The sequence below is a fragment of the Alteraquisediminimonas sediminicola genome (genome assembly GCF_019740335.1).
GTDB classification, from domain to species: domain Bacteria; phylum Pseudomonadota; class Alphaproteobacteria; order Sphingomonadales; family Sphingomonadaceae; genus Alteraquisediminimonas; species Alteraquisediminimonas sediminicola.
Genome location: NZ_JAHXZS010000002.1, coordinates 116028 through 134964, shown reverse-complemented (window position 1 = coordinate 134964; position 18937 = coordinate 116028). Strand labels below are relative to the sequence as shown.

At 58.9% G+C, this 18937-nt stretch carries 23 protein-coding genes and 1 tRNA gene; 11 read left to right on the top strand and 13 right to left on the bottom strand.

What is annotated here, in order from left to right:
• Window positions 1-51: 51 nt before the first annotated feature.
• Window positions 52-633, top strand: coding sequence for a TMEM165/GDT1 family protein (locus K6117_RS06705; protein WP_221793205.1), 582 nt, complete (start codon window positions 52-54; stop codon window positions 631-633).
• 75 nt (window positions 634-708) lie between these two features.
• Here K6117_RS06705 and K6117_RS06700 read toward each other — a convergent pair whose 3' ends face one another.
• From K6117_RS06700 to K6117_RS06675, 6 genes are all read right to left on the bottom strand, one after another.
• On the bottom strand, window positions 709-1524 hold the full coding sequence (locus K6117_RS06700) for a formate/nitrite transporter family protein (protein WP_221793203.1): 816 nt from the start codon (window positions 1522-1524) through the stop codon (window positions 709-711).
• Between the two features lie 299 nt (window positions 1525-1823).
• Window positions 1824-1914, bottom strand: a tRNA-Ser gene (locus K6117_RS06695).
• 90 nt (window positions 1915-2004) lie between these two features.
• On the bottom strand, window positions 2005-2814 hold the full coding sequence (gene proC / locus K6117_RS06690) for a pyrroline-5-carboxylate reductase (RefSeq protein ID WP_221793201.1): 810 nt from the start codon (window positions 2812-2814) through the stop codon (window positions 2005-2007).
• Between the two features lie 43 nt (window positions 2815-2857).
• Window positions 2858-3367, bottom strand: coding sequence for a type III secretion system chaperone family protein (locus K6117_RS06685; RefSeq protein WP_221793199.1), 510 nt, complete (start codon window positions 3365-3367; stop codon window positions 2858-2860).
• A gap of 95 nt (window positions 3368-3462) precedes the next feature.
• Window positions 3463-3723, bottom strand: coding sequence for an accessory factor UbiK family protein (locus tag K6117_RS06680; RefSeq protein WP_221793196.1), 261 nt, complete (start codon window positions 3721-3723; stop codon window positions 3463-3465).
• Between the two features lie 62 nt (window positions 3724-3785).
• On the bottom strand, window positions 3786-4340 hold the full coding sequence (locus K6117_RS06675) for a TspO/MBR family protein (RefSeq protein ID WP_221793194.1): 555 nt from the start codon (window positions 4338-4340) through the stop codon (window positions 3786-3788).
• Between the two features lie 530 nt (window positions 4341-4870).
• Between K6117_RS06675 and K6117_RS06670 the strand changes: the two genes are divergently transcribed.
• The 8 genes from K6117_RS06670 (at window position 4871) to K6117_RS06635 (ending at window position 11697) form a co-directional block, all read left to right on the top strand.
• A complete protein-coding gene (locus K6117_RS06670) occupies window positions 4871-5704 on the top strand; it encodes a helix-turn-helix domain-containing protein (protein WP_221793192.1) in 834 nt (277 codons plus the stop codon).
• Window positions 5704-6540 carry a helix-turn-helix domain-containing protein gene (locus K6117_RS06665; protein WP_221793190.1) on the top strand — a complete coding sequence of 279 codons (837 nt, stop codon included), beginning with the start codon at window positions 5704-5706 and terminating at the stop codon, window positions 6538-6540. Before K6117_RS06670 ends, K6117_RS06665 begins: the two co-directional genes overlap by 1 nt.
• Window positions 6541-6607: 67 nt before the next feature.
• Window positions 6608-7069: an RrF2 family transcriptional regulator gene (locus K6117_RS06660; protein ID WP_221793188.1), complete on the top strand. Its 462-nt coding sequence runs from the start codon at window positions 6608-6610 to the stop codon at window positions 7067-7069.
• 10 nt (window positions 7070-7079) lie between these two features.
• Window positions 7080-8561 (top strand): Fe-S cluster assembly protein SufB, encoded by a 1482-nt coding sequence (sufB, locus tag K6117_RS06655; RefSeq protein ID WP_221793185.1) that lies wholly within the window; start codon window positions 7080-7082, stop codon window positions 8559-8561.
• Window position 8562: 1 nt separating this feature from the next.
• Window positions 8563-9306 (top strand): Fe-S cluster assembly ATPase SufC, encoded by a 744-nt coding sequence (gene sufC / locus K6117_RS06650; RefSeq protein WP_221793183.1) that lies wholly within the window; start codon window positions 8563-8565, stop codon window positions 9304-9306.
• A complete protein-coding gene (locus K6117_RS06645; RefSeq protein ID WP_221793181.1) occupies window positions 9303-10040 on the top strand; it encodes a SufD family Fe-S cluster assembly protein in 738 nt (245 codons plus the stop codon). Before sufC ends, K6117_RS06645 begins: the two co-directional genes overlap by 4 nt.
• A complete protein-coding gene (locus K6117_RS06640; RefSeq protein ID WP_343211753.1) occupies window positions 10037-11221 on the top strand; it encodes a cysteine desulfurase in 1185 nt (394 codons plus the stop codon). The genes K6117_RS06645 and K6117_RS06640 overlap by 4 nt, the downstream gene beginning before the upstream one ends.
• The gene (locus K6117_RS06635; protein ID WP_221793179.1) at window positions 11218-11697 is read left to right on the top strand and encodes an SUF system Fe-S cluster assembly protein; all 480 of its coding nucleotides are present in this window, start codon (window positions 11218-11220) and stop codon (window positions 11695-11697) included. The genes K6117_RS06640 and K6117_RS06635 overlap by 4 nt, the downstream gene beginning before the upstream one ends.
• Before the next feature lie 146 nt (window positions 11698-11843).
• Here K6117_RS06635 and K6117_RS06630 read toward each other — a convergent pair whose 3' ends face one another.
• From K6117_RS06630 to purS, 3 genes are all read right to left on the bottom strand, one after another.
• Window positions 11844-13388, bottom strand: a complete 1545-nt coding sequence (locus tag K6117_RS06630; protein ID WP_343211752.1) for a 2-isopropylmalate synthase — start codon at window positions 13386-13388, stop codon at window positions 11844-11846.
• A 266-nt stretch (window positions 13389-13654) separates the two neighbouring features.
• Entirely contained in the window at window positions 13655-14317 is a 663-nt protein-coding gene (gene purQ / locus K6117_RS06625; protein ID WP_221793175.1) for a phosphoribosylformylglycinamidine synthase subunit PurQ, read from the bottom strand.
• A 14-nt stretch (window positions 14318-14331) separates the two neighbouring features.
• Window positions 14332-14568, bottom strand: a complete 237-nt coding sequence (gene purS, locus K6117_RS06620; protein WP_221793172.1) for a phosphoribosylformylglycinamidine synthase subunit PurS — start codon at window positions 14566-14568, stop codon at window positions 14332-14334.
• A 157-nt stretch (window positions 14569-14725) separates the two neighbouring features.
• Between purS and K6117_RS06615 the strand changes: the two genes are divergently transcribed.
• Complete coding sequence (locus K6117_RS06615; RefSeq protein WP_221793170.1) at window positions 14726-14884, top strand: hypothetical protein; 159 nt, start codon at window positions 14726-14728, stop codon at window positions 14882-14884.
• A gap of 90 nt (window positions 14885-14974) precedes the next feature.
• On the opposite strand, the gene K6117_RS06610 is transcribed toward K6117_RS06615, so the two are convergent.
• From K6117_RS06610 to K6117_RS06595, 4 genes are read right to left on the bottom strand one after another with little or no spacing between them, the layout of a single operon-like run.
• Window positions 14975-15373 (bottom strand): hypothetical protein, encoded by a 399-nt coding sequence (locus tag K6117_RS06610; RefSeq protein ID WP_221793168.1) that lies wholly within the window; start codon window positions 15371-15373, stop codon window positions 14975-14977.
• Between the two features lie 39 nt (window positions 15374-15412).
• Entirely contained in the window at window positions 15413-15940 is a 528-nt protein-coding gene (locus K6117_RS06605; protein ID WP_221793166.1) for a demethoxyubiquinone hydroxylase family protein, read from the bottom strand.
• Complete coding sequence (locus tag K6117_RS06600) at window positions 15937-16416, bottom strand: disulfide bond formation protein B (RefSeq protein WP_221793164.1); 480 nt, start codon at window positions 16414-16416, stop codon at window positions 15937-15939. The genes K6117_RS06605 and K6117_RS06600 overlap by 4 nt, the downstream gene beginning before the upstream one ends.
• A gap of 1 nt (window position 16417) precedes the next feature.
• Entirely contained in the window at window positions 16418-17761 is a 1344-nt protein-coding gene (locus K6117_RS06595; protein WP_221793161.1) for a S41 family peptidase, read from the bottom strand.
• Window positions 17762-17961: 200 nt separating this feature from the next.
• Between K6117_RS06595 and K6117_RS06590 the strand changes: the two genes are divergently transcribed.
• Window positions 17962-18909 (top strand): endonuclease/exonuclease/phosphatase family protein, encoded by a 948-nt coding sequence (locus K6117_RS06590; RefSeq protein ID WP_221793159.1) that lies wholly within the window; start codon window positions 17962-17964, stop codon window positions 18907-18909.
• The last annotated feature ends 28 nt before the right edge of the window (window positions 18910-18937 follow it).

The following is an 18937-nucleotide window of genomic DNA, read 5'->3' as shown; positions in this document are numbered from 1 at the left end:
CGAGATCGATGTCCGTTGGATCTTTAACGCCGCCCGACCCGGAGATTGTTCATGGAAGCATTATTGACATCGACAGCGGTCGTAGCCCTCGCGGAGATCGGCGACAAAACCCAATTACTCGCCATTGTTCTGGCGACGCGGTTCCAGAAGCCTGTGCCGATTGTGGCGGGTATCTTTGCGGCAACCGTCGCTAATCACTTTCTCGCCGCATTGGTCGGCTCGGAAGTTGCGTCGATCCTCGACGGCCAATGGTTCCGTTATGCCGTCGCGTTCTCGTTCATTGCCATGGCGGCATGGACGTTGATCCCGGACAAGTTTGACGATGATGAGCACAAGCCCGCCCGATTTGGCGCCTTTATCACGACGTTAATCGCGTTCTTTCTGGTTGAAATGGGCGACAAGACGCAAATTGCGACCGTCGCGCTTGGTGCTCGATTCCATGACGTCTTGCCTGTGACAATGGGTACGACCCTTGGCATGATGATTGCCAACGTACCGGCGGTATTTGTGGGCCATGAATTGCTAAAATATGTCCCTCTCAACATTGTGCGCATGATCGCCGCGGGCTTGTTCCTGCTGATCGGTTTTTGGGTCGTTGCCCAGACTGCGGGATGGACCGCAGGGCTTATCTAATGTGTGAACGGGCGGGGGGTAAGCTTCCCGCCCAATCCCCAGTTATAGGCTTGAGCCTGTGCGTGCGGGCATTTTTCATCGCGTCATGTCATGAGACGAGGGGCGCAGGTACACCAGCCAATAGACAAGGGCGACAAGACCGCCGCCGCCGATAATATTGCCTGCCGTCACCGGGACCAGATTGGCAAGCAACATCCCGGCGTCAATCATACCGGTCTTGTGCAACATTCCGACGGGAATAAGATACATGTTCGCCACGGAATGTTCGAAGCCTAGCATGACAAAGGCTGCAATCGGGGGGACAATAACAACCACCTTGCCGGCTACGCTGCGGGCGGCAAAGCTCATCCAGACGGCGAGGCAGACAAGGATGTTGCATAATATGCCGCGCGTGAATGCCTGCAATGGGCTTATCCCTAGCTTGGCCATCACGATATTTTCGGCTGTAACCCCGACCGAACCATCCCCCAAGGTCAGTACACCCGAGACATGGACGAAGATCGCGGTGGCAATAGCCCCGATAAGATTGCCCACATAGACGATTGCCCAATTGCGCAAGATGGCACCTGTGCCGACCCGGCCACTTGCCCATGCCATGACGATGAGGCTGTTGCCCGTAAAGAGTTCGGCACCTCCTATGATCACCAAGATCAATCCAAGTGAAAACGCCACACCTCCAATAAGGCGGGTCGGGCCAAAGCCTAGTTCGCTGCCCGTAATGGCGACTGTATAGGCCATGGCGCCGAATGCGATGAATGCCCCTGCCAACACGCCTAAAGTCAAAGTTGGCAAGATGCCCAGACCAGCCTTGCGTATGCCAACGGCTTCGACGAGTTGCGCGATCTTATCTGGTGCGATGACCTGAAGTGGTTGCGGTTCAATGTCCATCATCTATCCGATCTTCGCCTGCAGTAGATGAAACGCTTAGCTGTTGGTACATGTGCTTGAGGGCATCAGCAAGGATCTGAGCCATCGCCCGGTACCCGGTGACGGACTTATGTGTGTCTTTGGTTTAAGCTGATGTTGAGCGTGTAGCGTCGTCACCAAAATTTGGGTTTCTCAACTGGCCGGCATTAAACGATCAAGAGTTCGAATATTGGAATAAAATATAATATAATCATATGGATATATGATATTTTTTCTCTGTTTGAATGTAATTCAGAGGCGGTTTTATTCCGATTTCTGGTCGGTGGCGGAGCGGGAGGGATTCGAACCCTCGATACGCTTTTGACGTATACTCACTTTCCAGGCGAGCGCCTTCGACCACTCGGCCACCGCTCCGCATTGCTCTGGTAGGCCGGTCCTCTATCCTGCACTTGGGCGCGGCGCAAGCTATTGCTGCGCAAAAAAGCGTGATGTCAGTTTATTGGCTTAGCCGCGCGCGGCGGCGGCCATTTCGGCGTTGCGGCGGGCGGAGGCGTTGAGCGTTTCTTCCATCAGGCGGAACAGGTCGTTATTCTGATCGAGCCGGTTCAGCCCCTCGCGCGTTGAACCGCCGGGGCTGGCAACGCGTTCCGCGAGCTGGCCGGGGGTTTCATCCGAACCAATCGCGAGCAGGGCCGAACCCTCGACCGTTGCCAGTGCCAAGCGGGTCGCCTGATCGGCGGGCAGGCCAAGGGCCGTGCCTGCACGCGCCATCGCATCGATGAAGCGGAACACAAAGGCCGGGCCACAGCCGGAGAGCGCCGTGACCGCGTCAAACAGGCTTTCCGCCGAAATCCATTCGACCAGGCCCAGCGGGCGCATCAGCGCCTCTGCACGTGCCTGAATGGCCGGATCGTCAGTGCCGTACAGCGCCATGACGCCCTTGCCGATGGCAGCCGGGGTGTTCGGCATGATCCGGATGATCGTGCCAGCATTGGGGAAGCGGCGGCGCAATGCGTCGATTTCAACGCCCGCGAGAATGGACAGGAGGATCGTTTGTGGGCCTACCAGTGGCGCGACATCATCGGTGATGGCGTCGAGTTGCTGGGGCTTGACCGCGAGCAGCATGATATCCGCCGTGGTGCCGGCCAGTGCGCTGGCGCTGCGGACGATATTGACGCCGGGGGCAGGGGCGGTGGCGAAGGGATCAATCGCGGTAATCGCGGCGGGCTTGGCCCCATCGGCAATCCAGCCGCGCACCATCGCGCCACCCATATTGCCGCAACCGACCAGCAGCACCTGTCCGAAATCGCTCATCTGAATTCGAAGTCCCTATAAATTGGCAATGATGCCTTGGCCCTCAAGCCTCTCCGGCGGTTTCAATCATCGAGGCGGCGATGGCCTCTTGGGGTGTTTTGCCGCCCCATAAAACGAATTGGAACACGGGATAGAATCGCTCGCATTCTTCCAGCGCGGTTTCGATCACCGTTTCGGCCTGTTCGATCGACATGCCCATTTCTTCCGCGGGTTCGAGGATCAGAGCGTGGCGATAGACGATCAGCCCGGTCGCATGCCAGAGTTCGAAATGGCCGACCCAGAGCTGTTCATTCACTAGGCTGATGGTTTCATGGACGACAGGATATTGGTCGGAATTGATACGAATGTCAGGAAAACACAGGAATTGCAGTGCCCGGTCGTCATCCCGGCAGACCGCGCGCATTTCGTAATTCGTCCAACTGCCCTGCACAGAGGCAATAATCTCGTCATCGCCTTGTCGCTGGACCTGCCAACCAAAGGCGGCGAAACATTGATCAAGGGCGTCGATTGGACGTCCCGTCTCGCGGGAAACCTCGAACTCGTCGCTCATCATGTGGGGAGCCTGCTCACAACTCGGTGATTTTTACAAGGCCCAACCCGGCTGGCGACCCGCTTTTTTGTGGAAAAAACGGTCGCCAGCGGTTTGCGTCAGGCCTTGGGCGTCTTTTTACTCGCAGCTTCAAGCGCGGTAATGCGCTCTTTCAGCGCATCGACCTCTTCACGGGCGGCCAGCGCGATGGCTTTTGTCGCTTCGAATTCGTCGCGGCTGACCATGTCCAGCCCGCCCAGCCATTCGCGCATTTTTTCGCGCATGTTGGTTTCGGCCTCGCGCCCCATGCCGGCAATCGTGCCTGCCGCGCCGTTGATCATTTTGGACAGATCTTCGAGGAACTTGTTTTCGGACTGCATGAAGCGGCCTTTCGATAAAGTGTGTTTAAGATATGGCCGACCCTTGAAGAAGGTGGCGATAACTACATGTCTATTTGGGTGCTGAATTCGCCGGGCGCAAGGATTTCAGCATCGGGATTGAGCTTGTCGAGCTGATAATTCAGGCTGCCCGCCACGCATAGCCATGCGAGATAAGGGACCAAAAGCCACGCAGCGACCGACCTGATCCGGCCAAAGGCGAAGGTGGTGGCCAGTGCCAGTACGCCGATCAGCCCCAGCCAATAGACCGAGAACGTCATTTCATGGGCAGCAAAAAAGATCGGCGACCATGCGAGGTTGGCGAGCAATTGCAACGTGAACAGGCTGAGCGCCAAGCCGCGTCCGCGCGCACCACGGGCATTCAGGATCATCGCGAGCGATATGCCCATCAGGATGTATAACACGGTCCAAGTCGCCCCGATAAACCAGCCGGGCGGGGTCATGTCGGGTTGGACCAAGGCTGCATACCAGCGGTTCTGTTCGCCAGAATTCGCCAGCCTGCCGGAGGCGATCCCGAGCAGCAGGATGCTGGGGACGGTAAACAGCGCCCAGCGGACAAACGACATGCGCAATTGCGATAGCGAGGCGATTCCACTCATGCCGACTGTGTACTCCTCAAACAGGCGGACGTTGGGGCGTGTGCCAAACATCGTGCCGAATCTATTAACCAGCCTGATCCTACCGACAGATCGACGCTTGGCAATGCGTAGCATTTTGATTGGACGACAAAAAGCGGGTAACTGCGACGCAGGGGCGGGGGAGGCGCGGGCTGGTTTCGCGACAGTTTTAGCGGCATTTATTGCCATTCATGTGTCGAATTTATTCTAAAAATGCAAAATCATCCAATACGGACGAAAGGCGACTAGTTTAAGCCGTCATTGCGACCCGAAGGGATTTCCGAGCGAAATCCTTTTTCCTGTGGCTCGGCTGGCACGCTGGCTGGGCCACTTTTTTTAAAAATTTGTTTACGCAACCTCCCGTCCAAGGCATGTATGGCAAGTATATCTGTGTGCGTGAATGGCGGCGTTGCATAATATTTGCCCAAAAATTCGGCATCAGACTTAGCGGTTTATATGGATCGCAATCTGGCGCTTGGACGTATGGCTTGGGGTGCACAAACGTGTTTTCGTTGGATTATGTTCCACCGCCGCCTGATCTGTCGGAATTTCTGACGGCATTCTATTATTTCCGGGCGGACGACGCAGAATTGAACGAATTGGAACGTGCGGATGTCGCGCAGTTCCGATTTGTGCTGGCCGGTGAGGGCCATATGGAATTCCCCGATGGCAATCATTACCCTTTTACGCCGTGCAGCCTGCTTGGCCCACGCACGGTCGCTTCGCGCATTGTCGCCAAGGGGCCGGTGCGCGCCTTTGGCTTGGGATTGCTGGCGGCGGGATGGGGGGCGCTGACGGGCGTTGAGGCGGTGTCGCTGACCAACAAGATGATCGATGCGACGAGCTTGCTTGGTCCGACTGTGCTGGATGTTCACCGTGCGCTGGCGGCGACCGACGATCTGGATGCGATGGTCGAAATTGGTACATCCTTTGCGCGGACATTGCGCCATCGGGCGGATCAGGTGCCATTATGGTTTACGCGAGCGGTCGATCGCTGGCTGATTTCCAGCCTTCAACCCGTGTTGGCGGATCTGATCGCGGATACCGGCCTGACTCGCCGCCAGATCGAAAAGCTGACCAAGCAGCTCTATGGCGCGACGCCGGGGCTGTTGGTGCGCAAATATCGGGCGTTGCGGGCGGCCAATGCGCTGGCGCGGGGCGATGAAATGGGCGAATTGCTGGCGGCGGATGCCTATTATGACCAATCGCATTTCATTCGCGAGGTGAAGGAGTTCACCGGCATTACCCCCGGCGGCATCAAGGATGAAGAAGAGCGGTTGAGCCGATTGACCTTTGGTCGTGCGGCGCTGGCGGGTAAGGTTTCTTCGCTATCGTCCGATAGCTGATGCCAAAGCTGTTCGAAGTCATCGGGGCGCATCCGGCCTTGCGTCCGGCGATCCCCTTTTATTACCGGCTGCGGCAGGATTATAGCGTCAATGAGGAATATTTGCGGGTGGATACCGGCAATCTATGGTTTTTTATTGAAGGCGGCGATGGCTATGTCGAATGGCCGAACGGGCGGCGATATGTCACCACGCCCTTGCTGTGTACGGGGCCGTTGACGACCAGTCCGCGCATGCGCGTGTCGGGGCCCGTCGAATGTATCGGCATCCCGATCAATCCGGAAGCCTGGGGGCAGTTGTTGGGGGAGCATGCCTTCGCCTTTTCGGATCGCGCCGTCGATATGCAGATTGTCCTTGGTGGTTTGGCAGACGAGATGGCCGAGGTCGTGCGCGCGACCAGCGACATGCGGGCATTGGCGGATGGGTTGGATGCGTTGCTATTGCCCCGGCTGAAGCCGTTGCCGCCCAGCCATCGCCAATTGCTGGGCGTGATCCGGTCGTGGCTGAGCGCGGATCTGTTCCCGGATGTCGATGCGCTATATGCGCGTTGCGATTTGTCGTCGCGGCAGGTGATGCGGATCGCCAGCCAATATTTCGGTGGGCCGCCCAAATTATTGTCGCGCAAATATGGGGCGCTCAGGACAGCATCGGCGATGCTCGCCAATCAAGGCCGTCCCCCCGCCGAAGCGGTCAGCCATTATGCCGATCAATCGCATATGATCAGGGAGTTACGCGCATTCACCGGGCGCACGCCGCGCGGGTTGATGACCCGTGGCAGCCCGATCACGCGCGAGGCGCTGACATTGGCGAATTTCCAGGAAATTGTCCCTTATGCTTGATTTGCGACGCTAGGGATGCGATAACAAACCGGATCAATTTTGTCTGATTTAGGATTCGCCGGTCGCCATGCGTCTTTCTTCCCTTGCTGATTATGCCGTGGTGATGATGTCCGCGGCTGCGCGCCATTGCGGCGGGGCAGGGGTGGACCCGTTGACGGGTGAGAAGCGCAAGCGGATCAACGCGGCGCAATTGGCCGATGAAACCGGCATTCCGTTGCCGACCGTGCAAAAATTGGTGAGCAAGCTCTCGGCGGCGGGATTATTGTCGTCGGTGCGTGGCGCGGGCGGTGGGTTTCGGCTCGCCCGTCCGCCTGCGGCGGTGACGCTTGCGGATATTATCGAAGCGGTCGAAGGCCCGATCGCGATGACGCCCTGTGTTGACAGCGGCAAGCATGATTGCAGCCTTGAAGGTGCCTGCCGGGTGCAGCAGCATTGGCCGCAGGTGAATGATGCCGTGCGCGGCGCGCTTGCCAATGTGCCGTTGACGCAACTGGTGGATCGGCATTTTACGCGGCCAGAAGTGTTGTGAGGAATAACGCATGACCAACATCGCCGACACAAAAAATGCCGAGGCATTGGCGGCGGCCAACAAGGTCTCCGATTATGAATGGGGCTTTTCGTCCGACATCGAACAGGAGTTCGCGCCCAAGGGGTTGAGCGAGGACACCGTGCGCTTCATTTCGGCCAAGAAGAACGAGCCGGAATGGATGCTGGACTGGCGGTTGAAGGCCTATCGTTATTGGCTGACGATGGAAACGCCGCATTGGGCCAAGCTCAATATCCCGCCGATTGATTATCAGGACGCCTATTATTATGCGGCGCCCAAGGCGAAGAAGCAGTTGGGCAGCCTTGACGAGGTCGATCCCGAAATCCTGCGCGTCTATGAGAAGCTGGGCATTCCGCTGGAAGAGCAGAAGATGCTCGCCGGGGTTGAGGGCGCGCGCAAGGTCGCGGTCGATGCGGTGTTCGATTCCGTCAGCGTCGCCACCACCTTCCGCAAGGAATTGGAAGAAGCAGGCGTCATTTTCCGTTCTATTTCCGAAGCCATTCGCGAATATCCCGAACAGGTCAAAAAGTGGCTCGGCAAGGTCGTGCCGATGCACGACAATTATTTTGCGGCGCTCAATTGCGCGGTATTTTCGGACGGCACCTTTGTGTATATTCCGGAGGGCGTGCGCTGCCCGATGGAATTGTCGACCTATTTCCGCATCAACGCGGAAAATACCGGCCAGTTCGAACGCACGCTGATCGTTGCGGACAAGGGCAGCTATGTGTCCTATCTCGAAGGCTGCACCGCCCCGATGCGCGACGAGAACCAGTTGCATGCGGCGGTGGTCGAACTGGTCATTCTCGACGATGCCGAAATCAAATATTCGACCGTGCAGAATTGGTATCCCGGCGATGCCGAGGGCAAGGGCGGCATTTATAATTTCGTGACCAAGCGCGCTCTGTGTCAGGGCAAGAATAGCAAGGTGAGTTGGACGCAGGTTGAAACCGGCTCGGCGGTCACCTGGAAATATCCAAGCTGTGTGTTGAACGGGGAAAATTCGGTCGGTGAATTTTATTCGGTCGCCGTCACCAATAATCACCAACAGGCCGATACCGGCACCAAGATGATCCACAATGGCAAGAACAGCCGGTCGACCATCGTGTCCAAGGGGATCAGCGCGGGCAAATCCAACGGCACCTATCGCGGCCTTGTCAAAGTCGCGGCCAATGCGGATGGGGTGCGTAACTTCACCCAATGCGACAGCCTGTTGCTGGGCGATCAATGCGGCGCGCACACCGTGCCTTATATCGAGGTCAAGAACCCGACCGCCCAGATCGAACATGAAGCGACGACCAGCAAGATTTCCGACGATCAGTTGTTTTACGCGATGCAACGCGGGCTGGATCAGGAAAGCGCGGTGGCGTTGATCGTCAATGGTTTCGCTAAGGAAGTGCTGCAACAATTGCCGATGGAATTTGCTGTCGAGGCACAAAAGCTGCTTGGAATTTCTCTCGAAGGATCAGTTGGTTAAAATGCTGAATATCAACAACCTCCACACCGCGATTGGCGACAAGGAAATCCTCAAGGGCTTGTCGCTCAAGATCAATGCGGGTGAAATTCATGCGATCATGGGGCCGAATGGCGCGGGTAAATCGACCCTGACCTATACGCTCGGCGGACGGCCCGGCTATGAGGTGACGAGCGGCGCGGTGGAGTTTGACGGGCAGGATCTGCTCACGCTCGCGCCGCATGAACGCGCCGCCGCTGGCCTGTTCCTCGGTTTCCAATATCCGGTCGAAATTCCGGGCGTATCGAACGTGCAATTCCTGCGCGAGGCGTTGAACGCCCAGCGCAAATTGCGGGGCGAAGCGCCGTTATCGGGGGGCGAGTTCCTGAAGGTCGCCCGCGCTCAGGCGGATGCGATGGGCATGAATATGGACATGCTCAAGCGCCCGGTGAACGTCGGCTTTTCGGGTGGCGAGAAAAAGCGCAACGAGATGGTCCAGATGGGCATTCTCGATCCCAAGCTCGCGATCCTCGATGAAACCGATAGCGGCCTCGACATCGATGCGCTGCGCGTGGTCGGCGAGGGCATCAACCGCGTGATGCGCAAGCCGGACAAGGCCGTGTTGTTGATCACCCATTATCAGCGCCTGCTCGATTATGTGCAGCCGGATTTTGTCCATGTGCTGGCGGCAGGGCGGATCGTGAAATCGGGCGGGCCGGAACTGGCGCTGGAGCTCGAACGCGAGGGCTATGCGGAGATCGCGGCGTGACGACACTTCCCACCCGCCGGGATGAGGCATGGCGCTATGCCGATATCGACGCGGTGGCCCGTCTCTGGCCGCTGGCAGCCCCGGAGCGGATCAATGTCGCGGCGGGTGATACGGCGGCGCGTCATCTGATTGTCGATGCCGCTCAAGGCGCGACCGAAATCCGGCAGTTTGCGATCAACCTCGATAAGGGGGCGAAGTTCGATTTTCATGTGCTGGCCTTGGGCGGGGCCTATGGCCGGATCGAGCTTGATGTCATCTTGCATGAAGGGGCGGATTTCAATCTTGGCGGCGTCATTCTCGGCAATGACGACCAGATTCTCGAAATCGTGACGACCGTCAATCATGTGGAGCCGGGCGCGACCAGTCGTCAGACTATCCGCGCTGTGATGGCCGACAAGGCGACCGGCACCTATTTGGGCAAGGTCGCGGTCGCGCGTGGGGCGCAACACACCGACAGCGTGCAGTCGTTCAAGGCGATGCTGCTGGGCCGTGCCGCCACTGCCAATGCCAAGCCGGAACTCGAAATTTACGCCGATGACGTGAAATGCGCCCATGGCGCGGCGATTGGCGAATTGGATGCGATGGGCCTGTTCTATCTGGAATCGCGCGGCCTGACGCCTGCGGATGCAAAGCGACTGATGTTGCAGGCCTTTGTCGCGGGCGTGTTCGATGGCGCCGAGGCAGAAGAAGAATTGCAGGCGGCGGCACTCGCGAAATTGGGAGAATTGGTGTGACGTTTCGCGCTGATTTCCCCGGTTTGGCGGGGGGCTGGCATTATCTCGACACTGGGGCCACGGCGCAAAAGCCGCAGGCGGTGATCGATGCGATGGTCAATGCGCTGGGCCGCGATTATGCGACGGTGCATCGCGGCGTTTATGCCCGCTCGGCAAATATGACGATGGCGTTTGAAGCCGCGCGGCGGCGGGTGGCGCAGTTTATCAACGCGCCGTCCGAAAATGAGATCGTGTTCGTGCGCGGCGCGACCGAGGCGATCAATCTCGTCGCCCATAGCTTTGGGTCGCTGCTGCAAAAGGGCGATCGCATCCTGTTCAGCCAGTTGGAGCATCACAGCAATATTGTCCCGTGGCAGTTGTTGCGTGATCGGATCGGGGTGGAGATCGATGTCTGTCCGCTGACGGCGGATGGCCGGATCGACCTTGATGCCGCCGAAGCCATGCTGACGCCTGCCCATAAATTGGTCGCTTTGGCCCATGTGTCGAATGTGCTGGGGTCGGTGCTGGATGTGCCGCGCGCGGTGCGGATGGCGCATAAAGTCGGGGCGAAGATCCTGCTCGATGGCTGTCAGGCCGTGCCGCGTCTGGCGGTGGATGTGCAGGCGCTGGATTGCGATTTCTATGTGTTTTCCGGCCATAAATTATATGGCCCGACCGGCATTGGCGTATTGTGGGGCAAGGGTGACTTGCTCGATCAAATGCCGCCCTATCAGGGTGGTGGCGCGATGATCGACCGGGTGACGTTTGAAAAAACGACCTATGCCCCGCCGCCCGCGCGGTTTGAGGCAGGCACCCCGGCGATTGCCGAGGTGATTGGGCTGCATGCCGCGATCGATTATGTCGATGCGATCGGCCTTGCCAAGATTGGCGCGCATGAGCACGCATTGGTGCAGGCGACGCGCGATGCGCTGCGCAAGTTCAACAGCGTACAATTATTCGGGCCGGAGGATGCCGCCGGGATCGTGTCTTTCGCGATGCAGGGCGTGCATCCGCACGACATCGGGACCATTCTCGATGAAGAGGGCGTGGCGATCCGCGCGGGCCATCATTGCGCCCAGCCGTTGATGGAATTGTTGGGCGTGCCTGCAACCGCACGGGCCAGCTTTGGCCTGTATAATGATCAAACAGATGTGGACGCGCTGGTGCGCGGCCTTGAACGTGTGTCGAGGATTTTCGGATGAGCGAGGACAATAAGGTCAATTATCAGGAAGTCGGCGCAGTATCGCCGCCGCCTAAGGCGCGTGTGACCGATGCGGGTTTTGCCCCGCCGTCTACACCTGCGCCGGAGCGCAAGCCTGATTATCTCGAAGGTTTCCTCTCGGAAAAGCCAGCGGCCCTGACCGGCGAAGAGCCGGGCGGCGATCTGTATGAGGCCGTGATTGCGGCGCTCAAGGACATTTTCGATCCGGAAATTCCGGTCAATATTTATGACCTCGGCCTGATTTACAATGTCGAGATCAGCAACGGCCATGCGGTTGTCACCATGACGTTGACGACCCCGCATTGCCCCGTCGCGGAATCCATGCCCGCCGAAGTCGAAATGCGCGTGGGCGCGGTGCCGGGGATCGGCGCGGCGGAGGTCAATCTTGTCTGGGACCCGGCATGGGATCCCGCGAAAATGTCCGATGAGGCCAAGCTCGAACTCGGCATGTTGTAAAAAAAGGGGGCGTTGCGGCCCCCTTTTTTATATTGCGAATGACTCCGGCGGCATGGCCGCCGCAAGGCCGACCGGCCGCCCGAGCTTATTGCGAGGAAAGCCAAGGCGACGGATGTCGCCGCCCGACGATTGAGGGACAAAAAAAATTACCCCGCCGATGCTTCGTTCAAATTGCTCTTGCCCCGCTTGACCATCAGCTTGTTGAGCGCATTGACATAGGCGCGCGCGCTGGCGACCATCGTGTCATAATGCGCGCCACGGCCACGCACCGTGCGGCCATCTTCCGACAACAGCACTGACACTTCGGCCTGTGCATCGGTGCCGCCGGTCACGGCATGGACTTCATAGCGTTCCAGCACCGATTGATCATGCGGCACGATCATGCGGATGGCGTTGAACAATGCATCGACCGGGCCATTGCCCTTGCTGGTGACGGTCGTTTCCTTGCCATCGACTTCCAAGGTCAGGATCGCGCGCTGCGGACCGTTGGAGCCGCAATAGACCTCGACTTCCTTGACCTGAATGACATCATGGCCGCGCAGGACTTCATCATCGACGAGCGCGATAATGTCTTCGTCGTACACAGCCTTTTTGGCATCGGCCAACGCCTTGAACCGGACGAAGGCGTCCTGAAATTCATTGTCGCCCAGACGGAAACCCAGTTCCTCCAGCTTCTGACGGAAGGCGGCACGGCCCGAATGCTTGCCCATGACCAGATTGGAGGCGTTCAAGCCGACCGATTCCGGGGTCATGATTTCATAGGTGCTCGCATCCTTGATCATGCCATCCTGGTGGATGCCGCTTTCATGGGCGAAGGCATTGGCGCCGACAATCGCCTTGTTCGGCTGAACCTGAAAACCGGTGATGCCGGAAATCAGGCGGCTGGCACGGGTGATTTCGGTGGTCACGGCATTGGTGCGGAACGGCATCACATCGTGACGCACCTTCAATGCCATGACGATTTCTTCAATCGCCGCATTGCCCGCGCGTTCGCCGATGCCGTTGATGGTCGATTCCACCTGACGCGCCCCGGCCATGACAGCGGCGAGCGTATTGGCAACCGCCAGCCCCAGATCATTGTGGCAATGGGTCGAAAAGATCGCCTGATCGGCATTCGGCACGCGGTTCAACACATCGCGGAACATCGCGCCATAGGTTTCCGGTGTGGCATAGCCGACCGTATCCGGCAGGTTGATGGTGCGCGCCCCCGATTTGATCGCGACTTCCACCGCGCGGCACAGGAAATCCGGGTCGGAGCGGGTCGCATCTTCCGCCGACCATTCGACATCCGGGCATAAGGATGCGGCCAGCGAGACGCTATGTTCAATCGCGGCCAGCACTTCTTCCGGCGTCTTGTTCAGCTTGACGCGCATATGCAGCGGGCTGGTCGCGATGAACGTGTGGATGCGCGGGAATTTGGCGTGTTTCACCGCGGCCCAGGCGCGTTCGATATCGGCGGTGGCGGCGCGGGCGAGGCTGGCGACGGTGGCGCTTTCACATTGTTTTGCCACTTGCGACACGGCTTCGAAATCGCCTTCCGAGGCGATGGCGAAACCGGCTTCGATAATATCGACGCCCAATGATTCGAGCTGGGCCGCCACGCGCAGCTTTTCTTCCAAATTCATGGAACAGCCCGGCGACTGTTCGCCATCGCGCAGGGTGGTGTCGAAAATTTTGACGGTATCGGTCACGTTCTTGATCCTTGATGAACCGGCCATCTGCGGGCCGGTCGATATCTCGATGACAGGCTATAGGCCTGAACGGTAAAAGGATAAACCCTTAGGCGGGAAGTGCCACAGGCGGCGCGGGGCGCGGCCGAGCGAAAACACACGCCTAAGGGCGTGTAAGTCGTAGCAGAAGCAGGGCGCGAATAACGTGCATAGGCAATGTTATTGCCGAATCACGCGCGAATGTCCAGCCAAACCCCATTAGGGCCGACAGGGAATCCCACAGGCGATCAAAGTGCGGCGAGCACGCCTTCAAACAGGCGACGGCCATCATTGCCGCCATGGGCCGGTTCGATCATCCGTTCCGGATGCGGCATCATGCCCAGCACATTGCGCTTTTCGCTCAGGATTCCGGCGATGTCGCGGGCCGCGCCATTGATCGGGGTCGTGTAGCGGAACGCCACCCGGCCTTCGCCTTCAAGCCGGTCGAGCGTGTCTACATCGGCGTTGAAATTGCCATCATGATGGGCAACCGGGAAATTGACCTGCTCACCAGCCTGATAGAGCCGGGTGAAATCGGAATTGTTGTTCGCAACCGTCAGCGACACATCACGGCAGATGAAGTTCATCGTCGCATTGCGCATCAACGCGCCGGGCAGCATGCCCGCCTCGGTCAACACCTGAAAACCATTGCACACGCCCAATACGCGCACGCCACGGTCGGCAGCGGCCTTGACGGCGGCGATGATGGGGCTGCGGGCCGAAATCGCGCCGCAGCGCAGATAATCGCCATAAGAAAAGCCGCCGGGCAGGGCGATGAAATCGACACCCTCGGGCAGTTCGCTTTCGCGATGCCAGATCATGGCCGGGGCCTTGCCGGTCACTTGTTCAAGTGCGACGGCCATATCGCGGTCGCAATTGGAGCCGGGGAAGACGATGACTGCGGTTTTCATGGCGTTTTCGTCCGTCAGCCGGCGACTGGTTCGATGCGGAAATTCTCGATCACGGTATTGGCGAGCAATTGCTGGCACATCCGTTCGATATCGGCGGTGGTCACGCTGTCATCGAGGTCGAGTTCGATCAGCTTGCCTGCGCGCACGTCATTGACGCCGCTGAATCCAAGACCCTCAAGTGCGTGGTGGATGGCCTTGCCCTGTGGGTCAAGCACCCCGTTTTTCAACGTCACATAGATCCGCGTTTTCATGCATTCGTCCCGGTTGCTGCGTGGCTGTGTGTGGATGTGCTCCCTATGGCGATGCTTGTTCGATCATGCAAGGATTCACACATCATTAGCGATAAATATGGCATAAGCGAATGAGTCGGTCCGATGTTCGGGTGTCCGCCGACGAGGAGTTGAGTACATGTTTGGCATTGCGTTTATTGTTTTTGTCGCCCTTTTTGGCTATGGGGAAGAACTGTTCGGCTGGTACGATAATACCGAGGGTTATATCCGTATCGCCCTTGGCATCAGCTTCGTTCTTGGCGCGATTTGCGGGTATACGGGCCGTTCGGGAGAATAGCCCGAAACGCCCTGATCCTTTTATAAAAGCTAATCTTCGTCAGCAAATAAAAGTCCGGATCGGATGGCGGTGGCCAAGCCCCGCGTTCGATCAGGGCAGATTGCTGTCTGCGGCTTTCTTGGCCTTTTGCTCTTCACGCGCCTGCCGCATCATTTCGGCATAGCAGCCGGTCCAGCCACCGGCCCCGGTGGTGGAGCAGCTATTGGTGCCGGTGCGGCCGACATATTCGATCGATCGCGCGCGCTCTGCCCAGCTTTGCGCATCGGGAGTCCGCTTTGATTCGCGCAACGCCTGCGGGATGCGATAGCGTTCCGATTCGGGCTTGCGCGCACACACCACAATGTCGCCACCCGTGCTGGTGGGGCAGGGATCGTCGCCATAGACGATCAACATCTGGTCTTTTTGCTGTGCGGCGACAGGCATGGGTGCAAGCGTGATTGCCAGCGGTACCGCCATCAGACCAAGGGTCGTAAAAATGATCGGGCGCATGGCAGATCTCCTGAGTCTAAAATTAGAATGATGATGACATCATATCCGCTTGGACATGGCAATGGCGAAGCGGCAGCCAAGGCGGATCGCTCCCGCCAAAAGGGGATAGGCCGGGGCCTGTTCGGCACCCGCCGCAAGGGCAGTGGCGCGATGTTCGACCTCTTCGGCCTGAAATTCGGCTATCATCTTGCGTAGCTCGGGATCGGCCTCGCTCGGCGGCGCTGCGTCCAGTTCGCGCAATTGTTCGGCATAATGGGCGTCGATTTCGGTTTCGATGGCGGCGGTGCAGGCCATCGCCGCCTTCGGTCCGATCAGGGCTGTCGCCGCACCCAAGGCAAAGCCCGCCACATCCCAAAAGGGCTGGAGCAAGGTCGGGCGCACCCCGCGTTCGGCCATCAGCTTATCGAACAAGCGGCGGTGGCGTTCTTCCTGCGCGGCCATATGCGCGACGGTGCCGCTGATTGCATGGTCGGTGCCGAGCACCGCCATCTGGCCCGCATAGATGCGGGTCGCGCCATATTCGCCCGCCTGATCGACGCGGATCATTTGGCTGCGATCAGAAGTCATGCTCGGCCTTTCCGTGCCAGCAAAGCGAGGACCCAAAGCCCCGCCGGGATCGAGATCAACGCATTATATCCGGCAAGGGAAATGCCGAACAATGTCCATTGTGGCTGGTCGCATCGGATCAAGGGTGTGGCCATGATGTCGGCCAACACTTGCGAGGCCGAACCCGCGGCGCTCGTGACCGAACATGAGGTCAGCCCCTCCCACCAGCGATATTCGACCCCGGCATGAAACACGCCGATCAGACCGGAGGTGATGATCGCCAGACCTGCAAAGACGACGAGAAACGATCGCAATCCACGCCCCGGCAGGAGGAAGGCGAGGGCCGCCAGCGCTATCGCCGCATAATGCGGCCAGCGCTGCCAATGGCACATTTCGCACGGATACAGCCCGCCGATATATTGCGAGCCAAGCGCCCCCGCCATCAATGCGGCAGGCACGATGAGCGCGAGCAACCGAGCGGGCGCAAGACCCTGCATCTTAACGCGAACCGCCGCTCTTGCCGCCCGCTATTTTGCCGGAAGCGAGCTTAGCGGCGGCAGTCTTGTTGATCGCGCGCACGGCGTAATCGAGCTGGAAGTCCTTGATGCCCTTCTTTTCAAGTTCCGCCGCCGTCGCGGTGAAGCGCGGATCGTCCTTATTGTCGTCTTCCAGCACGCTGTTATCGACCTTGGCCTCGTTGATCAGGTGGCGACGCAAATCGGCCTCGCGGAAGCTCGGGCGCGATTTGTAATCCGGATCGGACAGCTGCGGCACGTTGATGTCCGGCTCGATCCCGCCTTCCTGCACCGAACGGCCCGATGGCGTGTAATAACGCGCGGTCGTCAGGCGGAGCGCGGTATCTTCCGACAATTGCAACAGGGTTTGCACCGACCCCTTGCCAAAGCTGCGGGTGCCCATGACGATGGCGCGGTGATGGTCCTGCAATGCGCCGGCCACGATTTCGGAAGCGGAGGCGGAGCCGGAATCGACCAAAACGATGATCGGCTTACCCTTCGCATAATCGCCGGGCTTGGCATAATAACGCTCGATATCCGATTTGCGGCGGCCCCGCTGCGATACGACTTCGCCACGTTCAAGGAACGCATCCGAGACTTCGATCGCCTGATCGAGCAGCCCGCCGGGGTTGGAGCGCAGATCGATGACATAGCCGATCACCTTGCCCTCAGTTGCCTTTTCAATCGCGACCATCGCGGCGCGGACGCCTTCGCCGGTGTTCTTGCTGAAACTGTTGATGTTGACGACACCAACCTGATTCTTGATTTCCCATTTGACCGGTTTGAGCGTGATGATCTCACGCGTCACTTCGACGTCGAACGGCTTGTCACGGCCCGGACGGACGATGGTGAGCTTGATCGAGGTGCCGGGTTTGCCACGCATTTTCTGCACCGCTTCATCGAGCGTGCCGCCATAGATCAGCACCCCATCCAGATGGGTGACGAAATCGCCTGCCTTGACACCTGCACGGTCGGCGGGTGAATCTTCGGTCGGGGCGACGACCTTGACGGCCCCGTCTTCCATCCCGACCGTGAGGCCAAGCCCGCCATATTCGCCATCGGTCTGCGTCCGCATATTCTGGAAATCGCGGGCGTCGAGGAACGAGCTATGCGGATCGAGCGCGGCGAGCATGCCATCAATCGCGCCCTTGATCAGCACCTTATCATCGACCTGTTCGACATATTCGGTGCGAATGCGTTCAAACACACTCATGAATTGGTCGAGCTCGCGATAGCTGTCGACATCCACCGCCGCCATCGACGCATTGGCCGCCGGGATCAGCGCCATAGCGCCAGCGAACAGGAGGAACTTGCGGGAGACTTTCATGCGCAATCGGCTTTCACAAGATACTGGTTACCAACATGATATATGTCGGCAACTTGGGTGATGTTAAGTTGAAAAGGACTCTAGCCGAGTTTCACGGGCCGACCAAGTGGAACTGTTGCGGATTTCGCGCATGGATTAGCGGCTTGCAATGGTTACATATTGCCCCATGCTGACGGCTTGAGGAGTGGAGCGCCGATAGAATGCGGATTGCGTCGTTCAACGTCCAGAATTTACGGCTGCGCCAGCGCGGTGGCGATTGGCGGCTGGATGGCGCGCGCGATAGCGATACGGCTAGCGACAGCACCATGGCGGCCCAAATGCTGGATGGCACGGATCGGCGGTTGACGGCGGAGGTGCTGCGCGATGCCGATGCGGATGTGGTGGCGTTGCAAGAGGTGTTCGATCTGGCGACGCTCGATTATTTTCATGATCATGTGCTGTTACCCGAAGGGGTTGCGCCTTATCCCTATCGCATCTGCCTGCCGGGCAATGACGGGCGCGGGCTGGATGTCGCGGTGATGAGCCGCTTGCCATTGGCCGAGGTCGTCAGCCATGCGGCCCTGACCCCGCAAGACCTTGGCTTGGCGGTGGAGCCGCATCCCGGCCTTGGCATCGCGCCCGACCACCCGGTGTTCAGGCGCGATTGCCTGATGGTGACGGTCGGTCGACTGACCTTGTTTCTTTGCCATTTCAAAGCGCCCTATCCGGATGAAGAGGGCGCATGGACCATCCGAAGGCTGGAGGCACAGGCGGTGCGGCGGTTGATTGAACGGCGCTTTGCCAATGACGCGAACGCCTATTGGATGTTGATCGGCGACCTGAATGAACCGGCCATCTCACCTGTGGGGAAAGAGCGGGCGATTGCGCCGTTGATCGGTGATTTTTCGGTCGATTTGCTGGCGCGATTGCCTGCGGATGATCGCTGGACCTATTTTGATCGTTGGAGCGGGCTTTATTCCCGGCCCGATGCGGTGCTGGCATCCCCCGCCTTGGCGCGGGATTGGCCGGAGGCCTGCCCAGTGATCCTGCGCGAGGGGTTGGGACGCGAGGTGGGTGCAGGGGCCGGGGCGCGGCTTGATCAGGTGGGCGAGCATCGCCCGCATGCGAGCGATCATGCGGCGATTTTGATCGATTTTCCTGAACTCTGACCCCAGATCTGATGGCGGCGGTGAAGAA

Coding starts and splice junctions, on each gene's coding strand:
- K6117_RS06705 (WP_221793205.1), top strand. CDS start 52: ATGGAAGCATTATTGACATCGACAGCGGTCGTAGCCCTCGCGGAGATC.
- K6117_RS06700 (WP_221793203.1), bottom strand. CDS start 1,524: ATGATGGACATTGAACCGCAACCACTTCAGGTCATCGCACCAGATAAG.
- proC (WP_221793201.1), bottom strand. CDS start 2,814: ATGAGCGATTTCGGACAGGTGCTGCTGGTCGGTTGCGGCAATATGGGT.
- K6117_RS06685 (WP_221793199.1), bottom strand. CDS start 3,367: ATGATGAGCGACGAGTTCGAGGTTTCCCGCGAGACGGGACGTCCAATC.
- K6117_RS06680 (WP_221793196.1), bottom strand. CDS start 3,723: ATGCAGTCCGAAAACAAGTTCCTCGAAGATCTGTCCAAAATGATCAAC.
- K6117_RS06675 (WP_221793194.1), bottom strand. CDS start 4,340: ATGAGTGGAATCGCCTCGCTATCGCAATTGCGCATGTCGTTTGTCCGC.
- K6117_RS06665 (WP_221793190.1), top strand. CDS start 5,704: ATGCCAAAGCTGTTCGAAGTCATCGGGGCGCATCCGGCCTTGCGTCCG.
- K6117_RS06660 (WP_221793188.1), top strand. CDS start 6,608: ATGCGTCTTTCTTCCCTTGCTGATTATGCCGTGGTGATGATGTCCGCG.
- sufB (WP_221793185.1), top strand. CDS start 7,080: ATGACCAACATCGCCGACACAAAAAATGCCGAGGCATTGGCGGCGGCC.
- sufC (WP_221793183.1), top strand. CDS start 8,563: ATGCTGAATATCAACAACCTCCACACCGCGATTGGCGACAAGGAAATC.
- K6117_RS06635 (WP_221793179.1), top strand. CDS start 11,218: ATGAGCGAGGACAATAAGGTCAATTATCAGGAAGTCGGCGCAGTATCG.
- purQ (WP_221793175.1), bottom strand. CDS start 14,317: ATGAAAACCGCAGTCATCGTCTTCCCCGGCTCCAATTGCGACCGCGAT.
- purS (WP_221793172.1), bottom strand. CDS start 14,568: ATGAAAACGCGGATCTATGTGACGTTGAAAAACGGGGTGCTTGACCCA.
- K6117_RS06615 (WP_221793170.1), top strand. CDS start 14,726: ATGTTTGGCATTGCGTTTATTGTTTTTGTCGCCCTTTTTGGCTATGGG.
- K6117_RS06610 (WP_221793168.1), bottom strand. CDS start 15,373: ATGCGCCCGATCATTTTTACGACCCTTGGTCTGATGGCGGTACCGCTG.
- K6117_RS06605 (WP_221793166.1), bottom strand. CDS start 15,940: ATGACTTCTGATCGCAGCCAAATGATCCGCGTCGATCAGGCGGGCGAA.
- K6117_RS06600 (WP_221793164.1), bottom strand. CDS start 16,416: ATGCAGGGTCTTGCGCCCGCTCGGTTGCTCGCGCTCATCGTGCCTGCC.
- K6117_RS06595 (WP_221793161.1), bottom strand. CDS start 17,761: ATGAAAGTCTCCCGCAAGTTCCTCCTGTTCGCTGGCGCTATGGCGCTG.
- K6117_RS06590 (WP_221793159.1), top strand. CDS start 17,962: ATGCGGATTGCGTCGTTCAACGTCCAGAATTTACGGCTGCGCCAGCGC.